Genomic DNA, 16,316 nt, shown 5'->3' with positions numbered 1-16,316 from the left:
GGGTGAAATCAGCGGCAGTAGCGCGGTGGGCGGTGAACTATCAAGGTGACTGCCGCCGTCGTGCATGACAATGCGATCACACTCAATGCCAGAGCCGGCCAGCCAAACGCCTGAAAGGCGAGACCGCCTGCCCAGCCGATGACGCTGGAACCCAGGTAGTAGGACAGGTTGTACAGGGATGCTGCCTGCGCACGACCCGTTGTGGCGATGGTTCCGGTCCACCCTGAGCCGACGCTATGGGCGGCGAAGAAGCCGCCGGTGAAGATCACCAGCCCGGCCAAGGTGGCTACCAGGTTCTCCACCAACGTCATGGACAAACCTGCCGACATGATGGCGATACCGGCCACCAGAACGTTCCGCCGGCCGAACCTGGTGGTCAGACCCGCAGCCCAGCGTGAACTGACCGTCCCGGACAAGTACGCCAGGAAAATGAGGCTCACAACGGTGGCAGGAAGCCCAAAGGGTTCTGCGTGCAAACGGAATCCGAGGTAGTTATAGACGGCGACGAAACCACCCATGAGGAGGAACGCCTGCAGATACAGCGATAGCAGTTTGGGATTGCCTGCGTGCCCGCCCAGGATGCGGACCGCTCCGCGAAATCCCAGGGCCGGGGCCGGACTGAACCGGCGTTGTTTGGGAACAATCACCAGGAACAAGACGGCTGAAACCGTGGCGAGCAGGGACACCGCCAAGGCTGCGGCACGCCATCCCCAGAGTTCTCCAACGGGCCCGGCCACCAAGCGTCCGGCCAGTCCGCCGAGTGTAGTTCCGGCAACATAGGTGCCGGCTGCCAGCGCCGTGTGGACCTTGGTGACTTCCTCGTTGAGATACGCGATGGCGATTGCGGGGATGCCGCCCAAGGCCATGCCTTCCAAGGTGCGCAGTCCCAGCAACACAGGCACTGTGGGGGCCAGTGGCACCAGCAGCCCCAACAGCGTGGCGGTGGCGATTCCCAAGGTCATGGCGCGGACCCGCCCAATCCTGTCGGCCAGGAATGACCACGGAAGCACGGTGGCGGCCAGGCCTACGGTGGCGAGGGAAATGCTCAAGGCGGCTTCGGCGGCCGTGATCTGCAGCTCAGCCGCCATGAGGGGAAGCACGGCCTGGGTGGAATACAACTGGGCGAAGGTCGCAACGCCGGCGAGGGCCAACGCGGCCAATACGCGGCTGTAACCGCGGGATCCCTTCGCATGCCCGTCCCAGGCTACGGTGCTGGTCACCGAGGTTGTTTTGCTCACTGGGCCAGATTAGGAGGGAGCACACTCCCCGTTCCAATGCATAGGTCTACTAGGATCAATGCATTGACGCATCAATCGTGAATGGCAAAGGAATGCAGTGGAGCCGGATCATCACCAACTCGTTCAGCTACTCCCGTTGCTGCCCGTCCTTGCCGAACTTGGCCGCACGGAACACATGACTGAAACCGCGGAGATCCTCGGCGTTCCACAGTCAACTGTGAGCCGGGCTGTGGCCAGGGCAAGCGCCATAGTGGGCATGGACCTGCTGATCCGGGACGGCCGGGGCATCCGGCTGACCCCCGCAGCCAGGACCCTGTTGCCCTACATCGAGGCAGCACTGCAGGATTTCCAGGCCGGGTTGGACAGGGTACGGCACGAATCGGACGTGGTGCGCGGGCGCATAGGGGTCTCCTTCCAGCACACCTTTGGCGAAGCGACGCTGCCCCTTCTCATCAGTGCCTTCCGCAGCCGGTACCCGCATACGGTCTTCGAACTCTGGCAGGGTCCCCGCGACGACTGCCTGACGCAGCTGGCCAGCGGGGACATGGATTTCGCCCTCACGGCGCCTATTGCACCGGAGGGGCGGGGCGTTCGTGCCATGCCGCTGTACCGCGAACCGTTGCGGGCCGTCCTTCACTACAGGCATCCCTTGGCGGAGCGGAGCAGCGTGCACCTCTCCGAGCTCCGGCACGATCCCTACATCACCCTGCCCGAGGGAGTGGGCCTGCGGGCGCTTGGGGAGGCGCTGCTGCGGGAAGCCGGCTTTCGTCCGCGGATTGCCTTTGAAGTCCAGGAGTCCACCTCGGCCCGTGGCCTGGTCTCCGCCGGGCTGGGGTTCAGCATCCTGCCCCCGGCAGGCCCCGGGGCCGGGACAGGGCAGTTCCTTCCGAAGGCCGAACTCGGGCTCGTGGAAGTAGCCATCGAATCGGACCTGGCCTTCCGGCAGATTGGTCTTGCCTGGCGGGAGCGAAGCTTTGAGCCGGACGCCGTCAAGCTGTTCCGCGAACTCGTGGTCAATGAGGGCGGGGAGTTGCTCGCCGAACTCGTCAGAGCCCGTTCAGGAACTCCCTGACCACGTCCGTCGCGGATCCTCCTCTGGCCTGCTGCCAGCCGGTCCCGGCCCATAGGTTGAGGCGATGAGGATCTCCGGCAGCAGATGCTGCACTCCGGACAGGGCTGGTGAGATGGTGGATCGCGGGATAGCCTTCCGGCGCGTCCCGGTGGTCCCGGACGAAGTCGTTAACCAGGGAACGGGCCCATCGTCCCGTGAAAGCCCGCGTCATTGCCGTCTCCGTAAATGCCGGATCGCCCAGCGCGTCCTTATGCGGCTTCCGTGCACCGCTCTCCTCGGTGCGCACCAAAGCGGTACCCACCTGCGCGGCCTCCGCACCCGCTGCCAGCACTTCACGCAGCGCGGAACTGTCCATGATGGCGCCTGCCGCAATGAGCGGAAGCCCGACGGCGGCACGCACCTGGGCGACCAGTTCCGCCGTCGTACGGGCTAATGGTTCCCGGCCGCCAGGCAGAAAGGCTGCCGCGTGTCCCCCCGCGGAGCTATGTTGCACGGCGATGGCATCAGGGCCTTCCTCTGCCGCAGCTAGAGCTTCCTCCACACTGGTGACACTGGAGATGACCCGGCTGCCGGCTTTTTGCAGGGCCCGGACCACCGGCTTTCCCGGGAGGCCAAACGCGAAGCTTACAAACTCCACCGGGTCGGCCAGCAGGGCGTCGATCTTGTCCTGCCATGAGTCGTCGTCATTGAGCCGAAGGGGCGGAATCGATACACCGTAGCGGGCTGCCTCGGTTTCCAATGCGGCACGGTACGCCTCCAGGCTTGCCTGGGCTTGAGGAGTTGGAGGGAGCTGACTTGCATCCGGTACGAACACATTCATGCCAAACGGAACGTTGAGGGCCCGCGTGGCAGCGATTTCGGCCGTCATGGCTTCGGGGCTCTTGTATCCGGCTGCGATGAAACCCAGCCCACCACCCTCATGAACTGCCTTCACCAACGCCGGTGTGGACGTTCCCCCAGCCATGGGAGCTGCAATAAACGGTGTTCCAAACAACGATTCGGACATGTGCGGTTTCTCCTCCGGACGCTCCAAGCTAGTCTTTCACGGTGAACAATCCTGACTCTGGCCAGCATTCCCACGCCCGCCCGGAAGCCGTGAGCGGCACCGTCATAGGGCTCGACATCGGCGGCACAAAGACCCGCGGCGTTCGGTTCGAAAACGGTACGCCGGTCCGTGATGAGAATGCAGGCAGTTCCAACGTCCAGAACGTCAGCCGGGAGCAAGCCGCAGCCAACCTGGCTGAGCTGTTCGGGAAGATCGGTGGCGGCCATGTCGATCAGGTGTACGCCGGGGCCGGCGGTATCGATACCGACCAAGACGCCCAGGCGCTGGCTGATCTGATTGCACCGCATGCGCCGGGCGCGCGCATCACTGTGGTGCACGATTCGCGCCTGTTGCTGGCAGCAGGGGGAGCGAGCACGGGCGTTGCGGTCATCGCCGGCACCGGCTCGGCCGCGTGGGGACGGAACGACGCCGGTGAGGAAGCCCGGGCTGGCGGCTGGGGCTACCTCCTTGGGGATGAAGGTAGCGGTTACTGGCTTGGACGCGAAGCTGTCCGGCATAGCCTGCGCCGGATGAACCAGGGCCTGGAGCCTGATCGGCTTAGCCGGGCATTGTTGGAATCCGTCGGTGTGGACGAGCCGGGCAAGCTGATCGCATTGTTCCACTCCCCGGATACGGGCCGTCGCTATTGGGCCCAGCAGGCCCGGTTGGTGGTGGAAGCCGCCGACGCCGGTGATGAAACCTGCCGGGCATTGGTGGATCAGGCGGGTGGTGACCTGGCTGACCTTGCCGAACAAGCCATCCGTCAACTGGGCCTGGACGGTCCGGTGATCCTCGGCAGCGGACTCGGAATGAACGTCCGCCGGCTTCAGGAAGCATTCAAGGCCAAGCTGGCCGAGGGCGGTATCACTGATGTGCGCATCCTCCAGCAGGACCCCGTGTTTGGTGTCCCGCGGCTTGTAGCGGAGCAGCGACCCTAGCGAAGTTTTTGTACACCTAATGACCTCAAAGGGGCCTTTTAAGGGCATTAGCTGTACAAAATCTCAGCCGCGGGTTCGTGGACGCAGCTTTACACCCGGCAGGGGCGGGGCCGGAATGCGGCCGGCTTCCGGACCTGCGTCAGGGCCATGGCCGGGAACGAAACCGAAGCGTGAGCTGGCGGCAGCATCGTCGTCGAGCAGCCCTTCGGCTTCCCATTCCTCACGGGCCTTCTCCACTTCTTCGTGCGTCCTGCCTACAAAGTTCCACCACATGAGCAGGTCTTCACCGAACGGTTCGCCGCCGAGGAGCATGAAGCGGGTGTCCGGCTGCGCTTCCACAAAAAGGCTGGACCTTCCGGCTCCCAGGTAGGCCAGGGGGCCCGCTTCAATGTCCTCACCATCGATCAAGAGGTGGCCGTCAAGGACCAACACTGCGTGCTCGAAGTCCGGCCGTAACGGCAGTTCAAGGGAGCCTGTTCCGGTGATGTCCGCTCCAACTATGGGGCTGAACATGGTGGCGGGGGAACGGTGACCGGCAAACTCTCCCACCATAACGGTGGCCCTGAACCCATCGCCCACTGCCACCGGCAGATTCTTCACTTGTTCAAAGGACGGCGCCCGGTGCCGGTGCTCGTCCGGTAGCGCCACCCACAGTTGGAGTCCGCGGGACATGGGAATTTCTTCCACCAACGCAGCGGAGCCGCCCTGGGGTCCGGCTGTAAGGACAGAGAACTCGGAGTGGGAGATGCCATGGCCTGCTGTCATGATGTTCAGCTCACCGGGCTGGACTACAACATCGCTACCCACGCTGTCGCGGTGCCGGACCGAGCCTTCCATGGGCCAAGTGACGGTTTGAAGCCCGCAGTGCGGGTGGGGGAGTACGCTCATGGCCACCCGATCCGGACCGAAGCTGTCCAGGAAGCACCACGCACCTACGGTGGGCAGTCCCCGCTGGGGCAGTGTCCGCATCACGTTCATGGCGCGCACTCCACCCAAAGGAACCTCGCGCTCGGGCCACAGTTGAACGCAGGGACCTTGACCTTCCGGCGCTGCGGGGCAGACTTCTTGGGCGGGGGAAGTATCAAGATTGGTCATGTGATCATCGCCTGTGCATAAATGTTGGAAATTGAGCTAATCTGTTGCACGTGAACAACGCCCTCCTGAGCTACCGTGACGCTGTCCTTTACCGTTCGGGTGAACCGTATCGCATCCTCGCCGGAGCCATCCACTACTTCCGTGTTCACCCGGCCCTGTGGCAGGACCGGTTGCGTCGCCTCAAAGCGATGGGCGCCAACACGGTGGACACGTACGTTGCTTGGAACTTCCACCAGCCTAAGCGCGATGAGGCGCCCGACTTTAGCGACTGGCGAGACCTGGGCCGGTTCATCGACCTCGCCGCCGAGGAAGGGCTGGATGTCATCGTCCGCCCCGGCCCCTATATCTGCGCCGAATGGGACAACGGCGGCTTCCCCGCCTGGCTGACCGGCATCCCCGGCATCGGCCTGCGCTGCATGGACCCGGTGTTTACCGCTGCCATCGAGGAATGGTTCGATCACTTGCTTCCCATCGTCGCCTCACGGCAGGCGTCCGCGGGTGGCCCGGTGGTGGCGGTACAAATCGAGAATGAGTACGGCAGCTACGGCGATGACCACGAGTACATTCGCTGGAACCGGCGCGCACTGGAGGACCGCGGCATCACTGAGCTCCTTTTCACCGCCGACGGCGGCACGGACTACTTCCTCGACGGCGGTTCCATAGAGGGAACTTGGGCGACGGCGACGCTGGGAAGCCGGGGCGACGAAGCGATGGCCACATGGCAGCGACGCCGGCCCGGCGAACCCTTCTTCAACGTGGAGTTCTGGGGAGGCTGGTTCGATCACTGGGGTGAACACCATCACCGCCGGGATGCCGATGAAGCTGCTGTTGAAGCGCGCAAGATGCTGGACCTTGGCGGATCGATCTGCGTCTACATGGCCCATGGCGGGACCAACTTCGGCCTCAGCTCCGGAAGTAACCACGATGGCACCATGCTGCAGCCGACGGTCACCAGCTACGACTCGGACGCGCCCATCGCAGAGAACGGCGCACTGACGGCCAAGTTCCATGCCTTCCGCAAAGAGTTCTTCCGCGCCCAGGGAATCGAAGAGCTGCCCGAGCTGCCCGCTGAATTGCTGGCTGACGCTCCCGTACTGCCCGCCCAGTCCTTGCCTCTGAGCGATGGCCTGGACCTGTTGGAGTTGGCGCGCTCCGCCGGAACGCCGATAACCAGTGTCAAGCCACTGGGCTTCGAGCAGCTGGGACTCGACACCGGCATGGTCCTCTACGCCTCCGAAGCCATCCTTCCCGGGCGCGCCGATGCTCCCACAGAGAGCCGGTTGAAGATCACAGGGCTTAACGACCGTGCCTACGTGTGGGTGGACGGCACCTTCGCCGGGGTCCTTGATGACGTCACAGGAGCGGAGGGTCTCGCCGTTACGGGCACAGGCGTCGCCGCCAAGCTGGAGATCCTCGTAGAGAACCTGGGCCGCATCAATTACGGCCCCCTGACGGGTCACGGCAAAGGAATTCTGGGCGGCGTTCTGGTCAACCAGCGCTACACCTTCCACTGGACACAGACCCCCGTGGCGCTCGCCGACTGGAAGCTTGAAGACCTTGAAAGCTTGGCAGGAGCCGACTTCGAGGTGGACGAGCCGGCCGACACCTATATCGCCTTGCCGGATTCCGGAAAGGGCTTCGTTTGGCTCAACGGCTTCCTCCTGGGCCGCTACTGGGATCAAGGCCCACAGGTCACCCTTTACGCACCGGCTCCACTGCTGAAATCCGGCCGCAACAGCATCAAGGTGCTGGAACTCGTGACGCCCGGCAGCGTGGTTGAACTACGCGGTGTACCGGACCTGGGTCCCGAAGAAGCAAGCCCCATCGAGGCCGCCGAACTCCCGTAGCGGGAACGGAGACCTGAGCCGGAAGGCCTAGCCAAAAGCACCCTATCTTGGCTACGCTGAACATCGTTGCCGGCTCTCCAGTTGCCGGCCAGGATGCCAAGGAGGTGGATTTGATGATTGCCGAGACCTTGCGCGCCCCGCACTCAGTTGCGGCGCGCCGTCATCAGCCCACCATTCCTGTCCCGGCGTCAGCCTGCCAAAACTAGGCGGCCGGGCCTCATCAGAGGCATTTCATTGAACACTTACGCTTCTTCAAGCGAACCATTTTTCAGCACCACGTCAGAACAAATGCAGGGGCCTGTGGAGTACGGCTTCACAGACAAAACCGCGGACCTTTTCCGTGCCCATGCCGCTCCTGATGGCCAGGAAACGGCCGTCCCCGGCCGCGTAGTCCGCTTGGACCGGAATCGGGTCCTCGTAGCCTCGGCAGAAGGCCTCCTGCATCTGCCGTATCCACACCACGGCCTTGTGCCGGCCACAGGAGACTGGGTCCGGCTCGGCCACAACAACGCCGGTGAGGCGGCCGTCGTCGAGGTCCTGCCCCGCCATTCCGCTCTAAGCCGTAAGCGTGCCTTTGAGGCCTCCTCGGAGGAACAGATCCTGGGCAGCAACATTGACATTGTTGCCGTTGTGGTCCCCGTGGATCGTCCGCTGACACATAACCGGCTCGAGCGGACGCTGGTGGCGGCATGGGATTCCGGTGCCACGCCGCTGGTGGTCATCACCAAAGCAGACCTCGCCCACCTTGCGGACGACGTTGTAGGGGAGGTTATCCTGCAGGCCGCCGGCGTGGACGTTGTCACTACCTCCGCGGAGCAGGGCGACGGCTTGGAGGAACTGATGCAGCACATACCCCAAGGTGCCACGTTGGTATTACTGGGTCCTTCCGGCGCCGGTAAGTCAACACTCATTAACGCCCTCGCCGGGCGTGACATCCAACAGACAGGTTCCGTCCGAGCCGGTGACGGCAAAGGCAAGCACACCACCACCTCGCGGGAGCTGGTGCCTCTAGCCGGTGGCGCCGTACTCATGGATACCCCGGGAGTCCGTGGCTTCGGGCTCTTCGACGCCGATGAGGGCATGGAGGAAATGTTCGGCGATCTGGAGGAACTTTTCTCCAAGTGCCGCTTTACGGACTGCGCGCATCAAGCAGAGCCGGGATGTGCAGTTCAGGAGGCGCTCGCGGAGGAAACCCTTGATCACCGGCGTTGGGCCAGTTACCTCAAACTGCAACGCGAATTGGCAGCCTTGGCCAGAAAACACGATGCGGCCGCACGTCGCGCCTACCAGCGTGAATGGCACCAGAAGGTGATGTCGGCTGACCGGGGCCAGCGCGCCGCGGAGCGGTACAGGCACGATCAAGCTGAGGAGCGGGCCGGAAAAGGCGGCAAACGACGGAAACGCTGAACATTGCCGATTCATTACGGAACTCGTGGCGGCGCTGACATCGTCGGTGGTGCTGGCTACGCTGGGTGAAGATTGCTTTGCAGCCAAGTAATAAGAGTGCATATGATCATCAGGCTCTACCGATGTTCTCCTCCACAGATAGGTAAGCCCGGGTATGGCCGAAGCCATGATTGAGTTCAAGAGCGTCACCAAGCAATACCAAGGCGGGCAACCGGCGGTGGATGCCCTCACCATGTCCATCGACAAGGGCGCTATTACTGTGTTCGTCGGCCCCTCGGGCTGCGGCAAGACAACCTCCCTGCGCATGATCAACCGGATGGTGGAACCCACCAGCGGAACCATCACCGTTGCCGGGGAAGATGTCTCGCGGGTTCCCGCAGCCCAGCTTCGTCGTTCCATGGGTTACGTGATGCAGTCATCAGGCCTGCTGCCGCACCGTTCCGTACTGGACAACATCGCTACGGTTCCGCGGCTCAACGGCGTTCCCAAAGCTGCGGCGAGGAAACGCGCTGCGGAACTGCTCGACGTCGTCGGGTTGGCTTCCGTTCTGGGCAAACGGTATCCGTCGCAACTTTCGGGTGGGCAGCAGCAGCGTGTGGGGGTTGCCCGGGCGCTCGCTGCTGATCCGCCGGTACTGCTGATGGATGAGCCCTTCAGTGCCGTGGATCCTGTGGTCCGTGACGAACTTCAGCAGGAACTTCTCCGACTTCAGCGGGAGCTGGCCAAGACCATCGTGTTCGTCACCCACGACATCGACGAGGCAACCGTTCTTGGCGACAAAGTGGCTGTTTTCGCCGTCGGGGGAAAGCTCGCACAGTACGCGGCGCCGGAAGAGATTCTGCGCGCACCCGCCAACGACTTCGTTGCCTCCTTCGTGGGACGTGACCGCGGTTTCCGGCACTTGGCCTTCAACGCCGCAGATGCCGTGACCTTGCACCCGGTGACCATGGTGAGTCCCTCCGACGGCCACCATGCGGGACGCCAATCGGGGGAGTGGGCATTGGTGGTCGATGACGATTCGAGGCCACTGGGCTGGTCCTCGCCGCGCGACGGCGCCGGACTGATCCCCGGAGGGTCACTCTTCCGCAAAGGAGACACTTTGCGGCGGGCGCTGGACGCGGCGTTGTCGTCGCCGTCCGGCCTTGGCGTTGCGGTAGACGACGACGGCCGGGTGGCCGGAGTCCTGAAGGGCCCGGAAGTCCTGGCACTGATCGAAGAAGTCCGCCACCACAGGGAGGATGCCACCTGATGGAGTGGTTCCTTGCCAACAGTGGCATGGTCCTGGGGCTGGCCGGTCAGCACATTGTCCTGGCCGTCATCCCCATGATCCTTGGCCTGCTGATTTCGGTTCCCCTGGCCCAGTTGGCCAGACGTAACAGCACGCTCAGGTCAGTAGTGGCAACAGCGACGTCGCTGCTCTACACCATTCCATCACTGGCCCTGTTCATTATTCTCCCCACCATCCTGGGCACGCGGATCCTGGATCCCCTGAATGTGGTGGTGGCGCTGACAATCTATGCGGTGGCCCTGCTGGTGCGTGCTGCGATGGATGCCTTCGACTCCGTGGACGACGACCTCCGGAACGCTGCGGTGGCCATGGGTTTCAAACCCTTGGCACGCTTCTTCCAGGTGGACCTTCCGCTGTCCCTGCCAGTGCTGTTCGCAGGTCTCCGTGTGGTTTCGGTCAGCAATATCTCCCTGGTGAGCGTGGCGGCACTGCTGGGGGTGGGTAACCTGGGGGTCCTTTTCACGGATGGCTTGCAGCGCACCTTCATTACCGAAGTGGTGGTGGGCATCATCGCCATCCTGGTGCTGGCGCTATTGATGGATGCAGTGCTGGTGGTCTTGGAGCGGCTGTTGACCCCGTGGACCCGGGCAGCTGGTGGAAAGTCGCCGCGTCCGGACACCAACGCCCTGGTAACTGAGCCCAAGACCGGGGCTGCCAAGCCCGTCGCGGCAGTACGCCCGGACCCGGGAGCGTCTGCATGAACATCTTTGCCGAAACCATCGCCTGGCTGACCAACCCCAAAAACTGGACCGGTAGCGGGGGAATCCCCACCCGCTTGCTGGAGCACCTGCAGTACAGCGCGTTGGTCCTGGTTATCGCCGCTGCGATCGCCATACCCATCGGCCTCTATATTGGGCACACCGGCCGTGGCCGCGTAGTTGCGGTTGCCGTGGCGGGCGCTCTGCGTGCTCTCCCCACGCTCGGGTTGCTGGTCCTTTTTGCGTTGCTTGCCGGTAGTGGCCTGATGCCTCCTGTGTGGGCGCTTGTCATTCTCACTGTGCCGCCGCTGCTGGCCGGGACCTATGCCGGCATTTCCAGCGTTGACGCCACTGTGGTGGACGCCGCCCGGGCCATGGGGATGACCGAACTTCAGATCCTGTTTCGGGTGGAAGTACCCAACGGGTTGCAGGTGATGTTCGGCGGTATTCGCACCGCCGTTCTGCAGGTCATTGCCACAGTCTCCGTGGTTGCCTACCTACCGTTGGGCGGGCTGGGCCGGTATCTATTCGATGGCCTGGTCCTGCAGGATTTCCCCAGGATGCTCGGTGGTTCCTTGCTCATAGCGGGGCTGGCCATTGCCGTGGACCTGGTCCTCGCCGGAGTGCAACGGCTCGTTATTTCGCCAGGACTCACCCTCGACTCTCGCGGCCGCCAGAAGGCAGCCGACGATCTCACAGCCGCGGCTCCCGCCGAGGCTGCCGTTCAAGGAGGTACACCATGAAAAACCCCGTCCCCATGACCCTGACGCGCCGTGGTCTCGGCGGCCTCGCCGCTGGACTGGGCGTGGCCCTCGCTTTGAGCGCGTGCGGCGGCAGCCCCTTGGCCACCCCGTCCACCTCCGCAGCCAGTGGCTCCGCCGAAGGCGGCTCGTTGGTGGTTGGCTCCGCTGACTTCCCGGAGAGCCAGGTTGTCGCAGAGATCTATGTGGGTGCCCTCAACGCTGCTGGTCTGACGGCAACGTCCAAGCCGAATATCGGTTCGCGCGAGATCTACTTCAAGGCGGTCCAGGACGGCTCCATAGACCTCGTCCCGGACTACTCCGGCAACCTCCTGTCCTATGTGGACACGGAAGCTACCGAGGTCTCCGCCGACGACGTTTACAAGGCACTCCCAGGCAAGCTTCCGGAAGGCCTTGCAGTCCTGGAGCCGGCCAAGGCCGAGTCCAAGGACGCCATGGTTGTCACCAAGGCCACCGCCGAGAAGTACCAGCTGAAGTCCATCGAGGACCTGGCGAAGGTGTGCAAGGACTTCACCATGGCTGCACCGGCCACTTTCGAGACCCGCGCCTACGGCTTCCCGGGACTGAAGGCCAACTACGGTTGTGAGCTCAAGGGTTTGCAGCCTTTCAATGACGGTGGCGGCAATCTGACGCTCCAGGCCCTCCTCGAAGACAAGGTCCAGGTGGCGGACATTTACACCACCACTCCGTCCATCGCAGATAATGACCTTGTGGTCCTGGAGGATCCGAAGAACAACTTCAAGGCCCAGCAGGTCCTGCCGTTGGTCAAGGAAGCCAAGATGACGGACAAGGCCAAGGAAGCACTCAACAACGTCTCCAAGATCCTCACCACCGAGGACCTGATCAACCTGAACCGCGCAGTCAGTGGCGACCAGAAGCAGGCCCCCAAGGACGCAGCCGCAGCCTGGCTGAAGGACAAGGGAATCGTCAAGTAACACCTGAACAAAACCGCGTACGACGGCGGTGACGGGCCCGCGCGGGCCCGTCACCGCCGTCGTCGTTTCTGTGAGTTAAGTCTCAGCTAAACTCCATCACCCGTATGGCATATTTGAGGGATGGCGAATTTCAAGCAGTCCACCAAGCTTCATAATGTCCTTTACGACATCCGTGGACCGATTCTTCAGGCCGCCCAGCAAATGGAAGCAGAGGGTCATCGGATCCTCAAACTGAACATCGGAAACCCGGCACCATTTGGTTTTGAAGCGCCCGACGCCATTTTGGTGGACATGATCCGGCACTTGCCTAATGCCCAGGGCTACAGCGACTCCCGTGGCATTTTCTCTGCCCGGACCGCGGTCTCGCAGTACTACCAAACGCGTGGCATCCAGAACATCCACGTTGACGATATCTACCTCGGCAACGGGGTCAGTGAGCTCATCACCATGTCCCTCATGGCGCTCCTGGACGACGGCGACGAAGTGCTGATTCCCACTCCTGATTACCCGCTGTGGACCGCCTCGGTGGCCCTTGCCGGGGGCCGTCCCGTGCACTACCTCTGCGACGAAGATTCCGGATGGCAACCCGATCTTGAGGATATGGAATCCAAGATCACGCCGCGGACCAAGGGCATTGTGGTGATCAACCCCAACAACCCCACCGGAGCCGTCTACCCGGAGGAGACCCTCAAGAAGATCGTGGCTTTGGCGGAGAAACATGGACTGGTTCTCTTCGCTGATGAGATCTACGAGAAGATTCTCTACGAAGACGCCGTCCATGTGAATCTCGCCGGGCTCACCGGGGACGACGTCCTGTGCCTGACGTTCAGTGGATTGTCCAAGGCCTACCGTGTGTGCGGTTACCGCGCCGGCTGGATGGCCATTTCCGGTCCCAAGAAGGATGCTGCGGACTATCTTGAGGGCATCAACCTGCTGGCCAACATGCGGTTGTGCGCCAATGTTCCTGCACAGCACGCCATCCAAACTGCGCTGGGGGGCTACCAAAGCATCAACGACCTCATCCTGCCCGGCGGCAGGCTCCTGGAGCAGCGCAATAAGGCCTACGACCTCTTGAACGAGATTCCCGGCGTCAGCACCCAGCAGGCTCGAGGTGCCCTCTATTTGTTCCCGAAGTTGGACCCGGAGGTCTTCCACATTCGGGATGACGAGAAGTTCGTCCTCGATTTGCTGAAGGAACAAAAAATCCTGGTTTCCCACGGACGTGCCTTCAACTGGGTTCGACCGGACCACTTCCGAATGGTGACCTTGCCCAACGTCAAGGACATTGAAGAAGCGATTGGCCGCATGGCGGACTTCCTGTCGAGGTACCCGGGCAACTAGCCTGAGGTCCATAGCCGCGCCACGGAGGCGCGGCAGGGCAGAAAGGCATGCCGATGGCTGCAGCAGTTGAGTTCGCCACAAGTCCGGCCGAAGCCCTCAGGGTGGGATCAGGGTTTTCGCTGGCAGAAGTGGATCCTGAATCCACACCCGGCTACACAGGCGCGAAAGCGGATGGCAAGGCGCTGCTGGAGGCACAGGACGTGCGGTTGGCGGAACTGCAGGAAAAGCTTTTTGCCGAGGGCAGGGCCGGCAGCCAGAAACGGCTCCTGCTGATACTCCAAGCCATGGACACTGCGGGCAAGGGCGGCATCGTCAGCCACGTGGTGGGGGCCATGGATGTGCAAGGCGTTCAAGTGTCCGCTTTCAAAGCCCCAACTGACGAGGAAAAGGCGCACGACTTCCTGTGGAGGATCGAAAAGCGGGTTCCCGACGCCGGGATGGTGGGGGTCTTCGACAGGTCACACTACGAAGACGTCCTGATCCACCGCGTCCACGGCTGGGCTGACGCTCCCGAGCTGGAACGCAGGTATGCCGCGATCAATGACTTCGAGGCTCGCCTTACCGAGCAGGGAACCACCGTGGTGAAGGTCATGCTCAACATCAGCAAGGACGAGCAGAAGAAACGCCTCATTGCCAGGCTCGACGATCCCACCAAACATTGGAAGTACAGCCGCGGTGACCTCGCGGAGCGTGCATTCTGGGACGACTACATGGACGCCTATCGCGTTGCCTTCGAGAAGACCTCCACGGAGATTGCTCCCTGGCACGTGGTGCCGGCCAACAGGAAGTGGTACGCGCGCATCGCAGTGCAGCAACTCCTGTTGGATGCCCTCGGTGGCCTGCAGCTGGACTGGCCCAAGGCTGACTTTGACGTCGCCGAGGAACGCGCCCTCGTGGAGGAGTCCTAAACGGTCCGGTTGCCGGGTGCCGAAGTGCCGTCGTCGTTGCTTGCATCGCGGGCGGTTGCCAGGCGCTGACGGGCTCCTTCAAGCCAGTCCTCGCAGCGCTTGGCCAATGCCTCGCCGCGTTCCCAGAGAGCCAGCGATTCTTCCAAACTGGCTCCGCCTGCCTCCAGGCGTCCCACCACCGCCACAAGTTGTTCGCGGGCTTCCTCATAGCTAAGTCCGTCAAGGGATTCCGGGGTAGGTGCTGTCTGGTTGTTCTCAGTCATGGTGGTCCTTCGTGGTGGTGACGGTGTAACCGGCGAATCAAGTTCGGGTGAGAGGTGGGTGCTGGGAGGGTTGTCAGCGTTCCATAAGCTGACCTGATCCAGCCGAGACAGCCCTGAATCGTCCCTCAGCTACCCGAACGCTCAGTGGTGTTCCGTCCGGAGCTTCTTCGGGGCTGCTGACCACGTGGTGACCCGCTTGGTCCTGGCCAATGAGCTGAACGACGGCGTAGCCTCGGTCCAGCGTCTTCTGGGGTGACAAGGCGCGAACCTGCGCACGGAGATGGTGGACCTGGTCCAAGGCCCGGAGAACCGCGGTGCTGACCGCTGAATGAGTTCGTCGCTGGAGGCGGTGGATGTCCTCGGAACGGGCATCCACCATCGAAGAGGGGGTGGCCAGGACGGGCCGGGACCTCAATGCGTGGAGCCGATCAGTCTCCCGGTCCACCATGCGGCCGATGCTTCGGCGAAGATGGTCCCTGGCCTGCCGGACCATGGCCAGTTCCTCGGCCACATCCGGAACGATTCGTTTGGCCGCATCAGTGGGTGTTGACGCCCGGAGGTCCGCGACGTCGTCCAGGATAGGACGGTCGGCTTCATGGCCGATCGCACTAACAACCGGTGTAGTGGCCGCAGACACGGCACGGATGAGGTCCTCATTGCTGAAAGGCAGGAGATCTTCCAAAGCGCCGCCGCCGCGAGCGAGGACAATCACATCCACGTGCGGGTCGGCATCCAGTTTCTTCAAGGCGGCTATGATCTGTGAAACGGCGGTGTTGCCCTGGACAGCCACTTCGCGGACGTCAAACTCCACCGCCGGCCAACGCAAAGCAGCGTTGCGCATGACGTCCTTCTTGGCATCGGAATCCCTGCCGGTAATGAGGCCGATGCGGTGGGGGAGAAGAGGAAGCTTCCGCTTCCGGGAGTCAGCGAACAGGCCCTCGGCCGCCAGCGCCTGGCGCAGCCGTTCAATTCTTGCCAGCAGATCGCCGAGGCCTACCGGACGGATGTCCTTCACAGACATGTTCAGGCGCCCTGTCTTCACCCAGAAGTCCGCTTTCACCAAGGCAACCACGCGGGAGCCACGTTCCAGGGGTATCTTCTGGCGGTCAAGCACCGTTGACCACACAGATGCAGGGAGTGAAATCTCCGCGTCCACATCACGCAAGGTCAGAAAAGCGTTACCGCCCCTGCGGTTCAGTTCGATGACCTGACCCTCAATCCACGCAGCCGGCGCCCGCTCTATGTGTGCCTTGAGCTTGCGGGAGAGCAACTGCAGGGGCCATGGATTGTCCGGGCTGGTCTCAGCAGCGGTCCCAGGCAGCGTCGATTCCGGCGTTGCTTCAGCGGACATGGGTGGTCCATGCCTGGTTCAAGCGCCGTGTTTGTACCTGCATTGTCATTGTCCTCGCTCAGGGGTGCGGCTGTGGTGCCAACCGGCCTTCCAACTCTATCCATAGCTTGGGCGAGGCCTCCGACATTT

Annotated in this window: 16 protein-coding genes; 11 read left to right on the top strand and 5 right to left on the bottom strand. The window is 62.8% G+C overall.

Annotated elements, in window-relative coordinates; all coding sequences use genetic code 11:
• Nucleotides 1–8: 8 nt before the first annotated feature.
• Entirely contained in the window at nt 9–1,238 is a 1,230-nt protein-coding gene (locus LDN70_RS14365) for an MFS transporter (RefSeq protein WP_223940603.1), read from the bottom strand.
• Nucleotides 1,239–1,335: 97 nt separating this feature from the next.
• Between LDN70_RS14365 and LDN70_RS14360 the strand changes: the two genes are divergently transcribed.
• Complete coding sequence (locus LDN70_RS14360; RefSeq protein WP_223940602.1) at nt 1,336–2,310, top strand: LysR family transcriptional regulator; 975 nt, start codon at nt 1,336–1,338, stop codon at nt 2,308–2,310.
• On the opposite strand, the gene LDN70_RS14355 is transcribed toward LDN70_RS14360, so the two are convergent.
• Nucleotides 2,285–3,316: an NAD(P)H-dependent flavin oxidoreductase gene (locus tag LDN70_RS14355; protein WP_223940601.1), complete on the bottom strand. Its 1,032-nt coding sequence runs from the start codon at nt 3,314–3,316 to the stop codon at nt 2,285–2,287. The two genes, LDN70_RS14360 and LDN70_RS14355, sit on opposite strands and share 26 nt — an antisense overlap.
• 41 nt (nt 3,317–3,357) lie before the next feature.
• Here LDN70_RS14355 and LDN70_RS14350 point away from each other — a divergent pair, with 41 nt between their 5' ends.
• Nucleotides 3,358–4,293: an N-acetylglucosamine kinase gene (locus LDN70_RS14350; RefSeq protein ID WP_223940600.1), complete on the top strand. Its 936-nt coding sequence runs from the start codon at nt 3,358–3,360 to the stop codon at nt 4,291–4,293.
• 63 nt (nt 4,294–4,356) lie between these two features.
• On the opposite strand, the gene LDN70_RS14345 is transcribed toward LDN70_RS14350, so the two are convergent.
• Complete coding sequence (locus LDN70_RS14345; protein ID WP_142938449.1) at nt 4,357–5,388, bottom strand: pirin family protein; 1,032 nt, start codon at nt 5,386–5,388, stop codon at nt 4,357–4,359.
• A 50-nt stretch (nt 5,389–5,438) separates the two neighbouring features.
• Between LDN70_RS14345 and LDN70_RS14340 the strand changes: the two genes are divergently transcribed.
• The 9 genes from LDN70_RS14340 (at nt 5,439) to LDN70_RS14300 (ending at nt 14,573) form a co-directional block, all read left to right on the top strand.
• On the top strand, nt 5,439–7,235 hold the full coding sequence (locus tag LDN70_RS14340) for a glycoside hydrolase family 35 protein (RefSeq protein WP_223940599.1): 1,797 nt from the start codon (nt 5,439–5,441) through the stop codon (nt 7,233–7,235).
• A gap of 47 nt (nt 7,236–7,282) precedes the next feature.
• Nucleotides 7,283–7,441, top strand: a complete 159-nt coding sequence (locus tag LDN70_RS14335; RefSeq protein ID WP_223940598.1) for a hypothetical protein — start codon at nt 7,283–7,285, stop codon at nt 7,439–7,441.
• 28 nt (nt 7,442–7,469) lie between these two features.
• Nucleotides 7,470–8,642 (top strand): ribosome small subunit-dependent GTPase A, encoded by a 1,173-nt coding sequence (gene rsgA / locus LDN70_RS14330; protein ID WP_223940597.1) that lies wholly within the window; start codon nt 7,470–7,472, stop codon nt 8,640–8,642.
• 154 nt (nt 8,643–8,796) lie between these two features.
• Entirely contained in the window at nt 8,797–9,891 is a 1,095-nt protein-coding gene (locus LDN70_RS14325; RefSeq protein WP_286198860.1) for an ABC transporter ATP-binding protein, read from the top strand.
• The gene (locus tag LDN70_RS14320) at nt 9,891–10,631 is read left to right on the top strand and encodes an ABC transporter permease (protein WP_166840031.1); all 741 of its coding nucleotides are present in this window, start codon (nt 9,891–9,893) and stop codon (nt 10,629–10,631) included. Before LDN70_RS14325 ends, LDN70_RS14320 begins: the two co-directional genes overlap by 1 nt.
• Entirely contained in the window at nt 10,628–11,371 is a 744-nt protein-coding gene (locus LDN70_RS14315; RefSeq protein WP_166840032.1) for an ABC transporter permease, read from the top strand. The genes LDN70_RS14320 and LDN70_RS14315 overlap by 4 nt, the downstream gene beginning before the upstream one ends.
• Nucleotides 11,368–12,324: an ABC transporter substrate-binding protein gene (locus tag LDN70_RS14310; protein WP_142938456.1), complete on the top strand. Its 957-nt coding sequence runs from the start codon at nt 11,368–11,370 to the stop codon at nt 12,322–12,324. Before LDN70_RS14315 ends, LDN70_RS14310 begins: the two co-directional genes overlap by 4 nt.
• A gap of 120 nt (nt 12,325–12,444) precedes the next feature.
• Nucleotides 12,445–13,665, top strand: coding sequence for a pyridoxal phosphate-dependent aminotransferase (locus LDN70_RS14305; protein ID WP_142938457.1), 1,221 nt, complete (start codon nt 12,445–12,447; stop codon nt 13,663–13,665).
• 53 nt (nt 13,666–13,718) lie between these two features.
• On the top strand, nt 13,719–14,573 hold the full coding sequence (locus LDN70_RS14300; protein ID WP_223940596.1) for a polyphosphate kinase 2 family protein: 855 nt from the start codon (nt 13,719–13,721) through the stop codon (nt 14,571–14,573).
• On the opposite strand, the gene LDN70_RS14295 is transcribed toward LDN70_RS14300, so the two are convergent.
• Together LDN70_RS14295 and xseA are read right to left on the bottom strand one after the other, a co-directional pair.
• Entirely contained in the window at nt 14,570–14,836 is a 267-nt protein-coding gene (locus LDN70_RS14295; protein ID WP_142938459.1) for an exodeoxyribonuclease VII small subunit, read from the bottom strand. The two genes, LDN70_RS14300 and LDN70_RS14295, sit on opposite strands and share 4 nt — an antisense overlap.
• Nucleotides 14,837–14,909: 73 nt before the next feature.
• Entirely contained in the window at nt 14,910–16,187 is a 1,278-nt protein-coding gene (xseA, locus tag LDN70_RS14290; protein WP_223940595.1) for an exodeoxyribonuclease VII large subunit, read from the bottom strand.
• Nucleotides 16,188–16,316 lie beyond the last annotated feature (129 nt).

This window comes from Arthrobacter sp. StoSoilB22, from assembly GCF_019977315.1.
Taxonomy (GTDB): domain Bacteria; phylum Actinomycetota; class Actinomycetes; order Actinomycetales; family Micrococcaceae; genus Arthrobacter.
The sequence above is the reverse complement of the archived record's forward strand: the minus strand, read 5'-3'. Positions and strand labels throughout refer to the sequence as shown.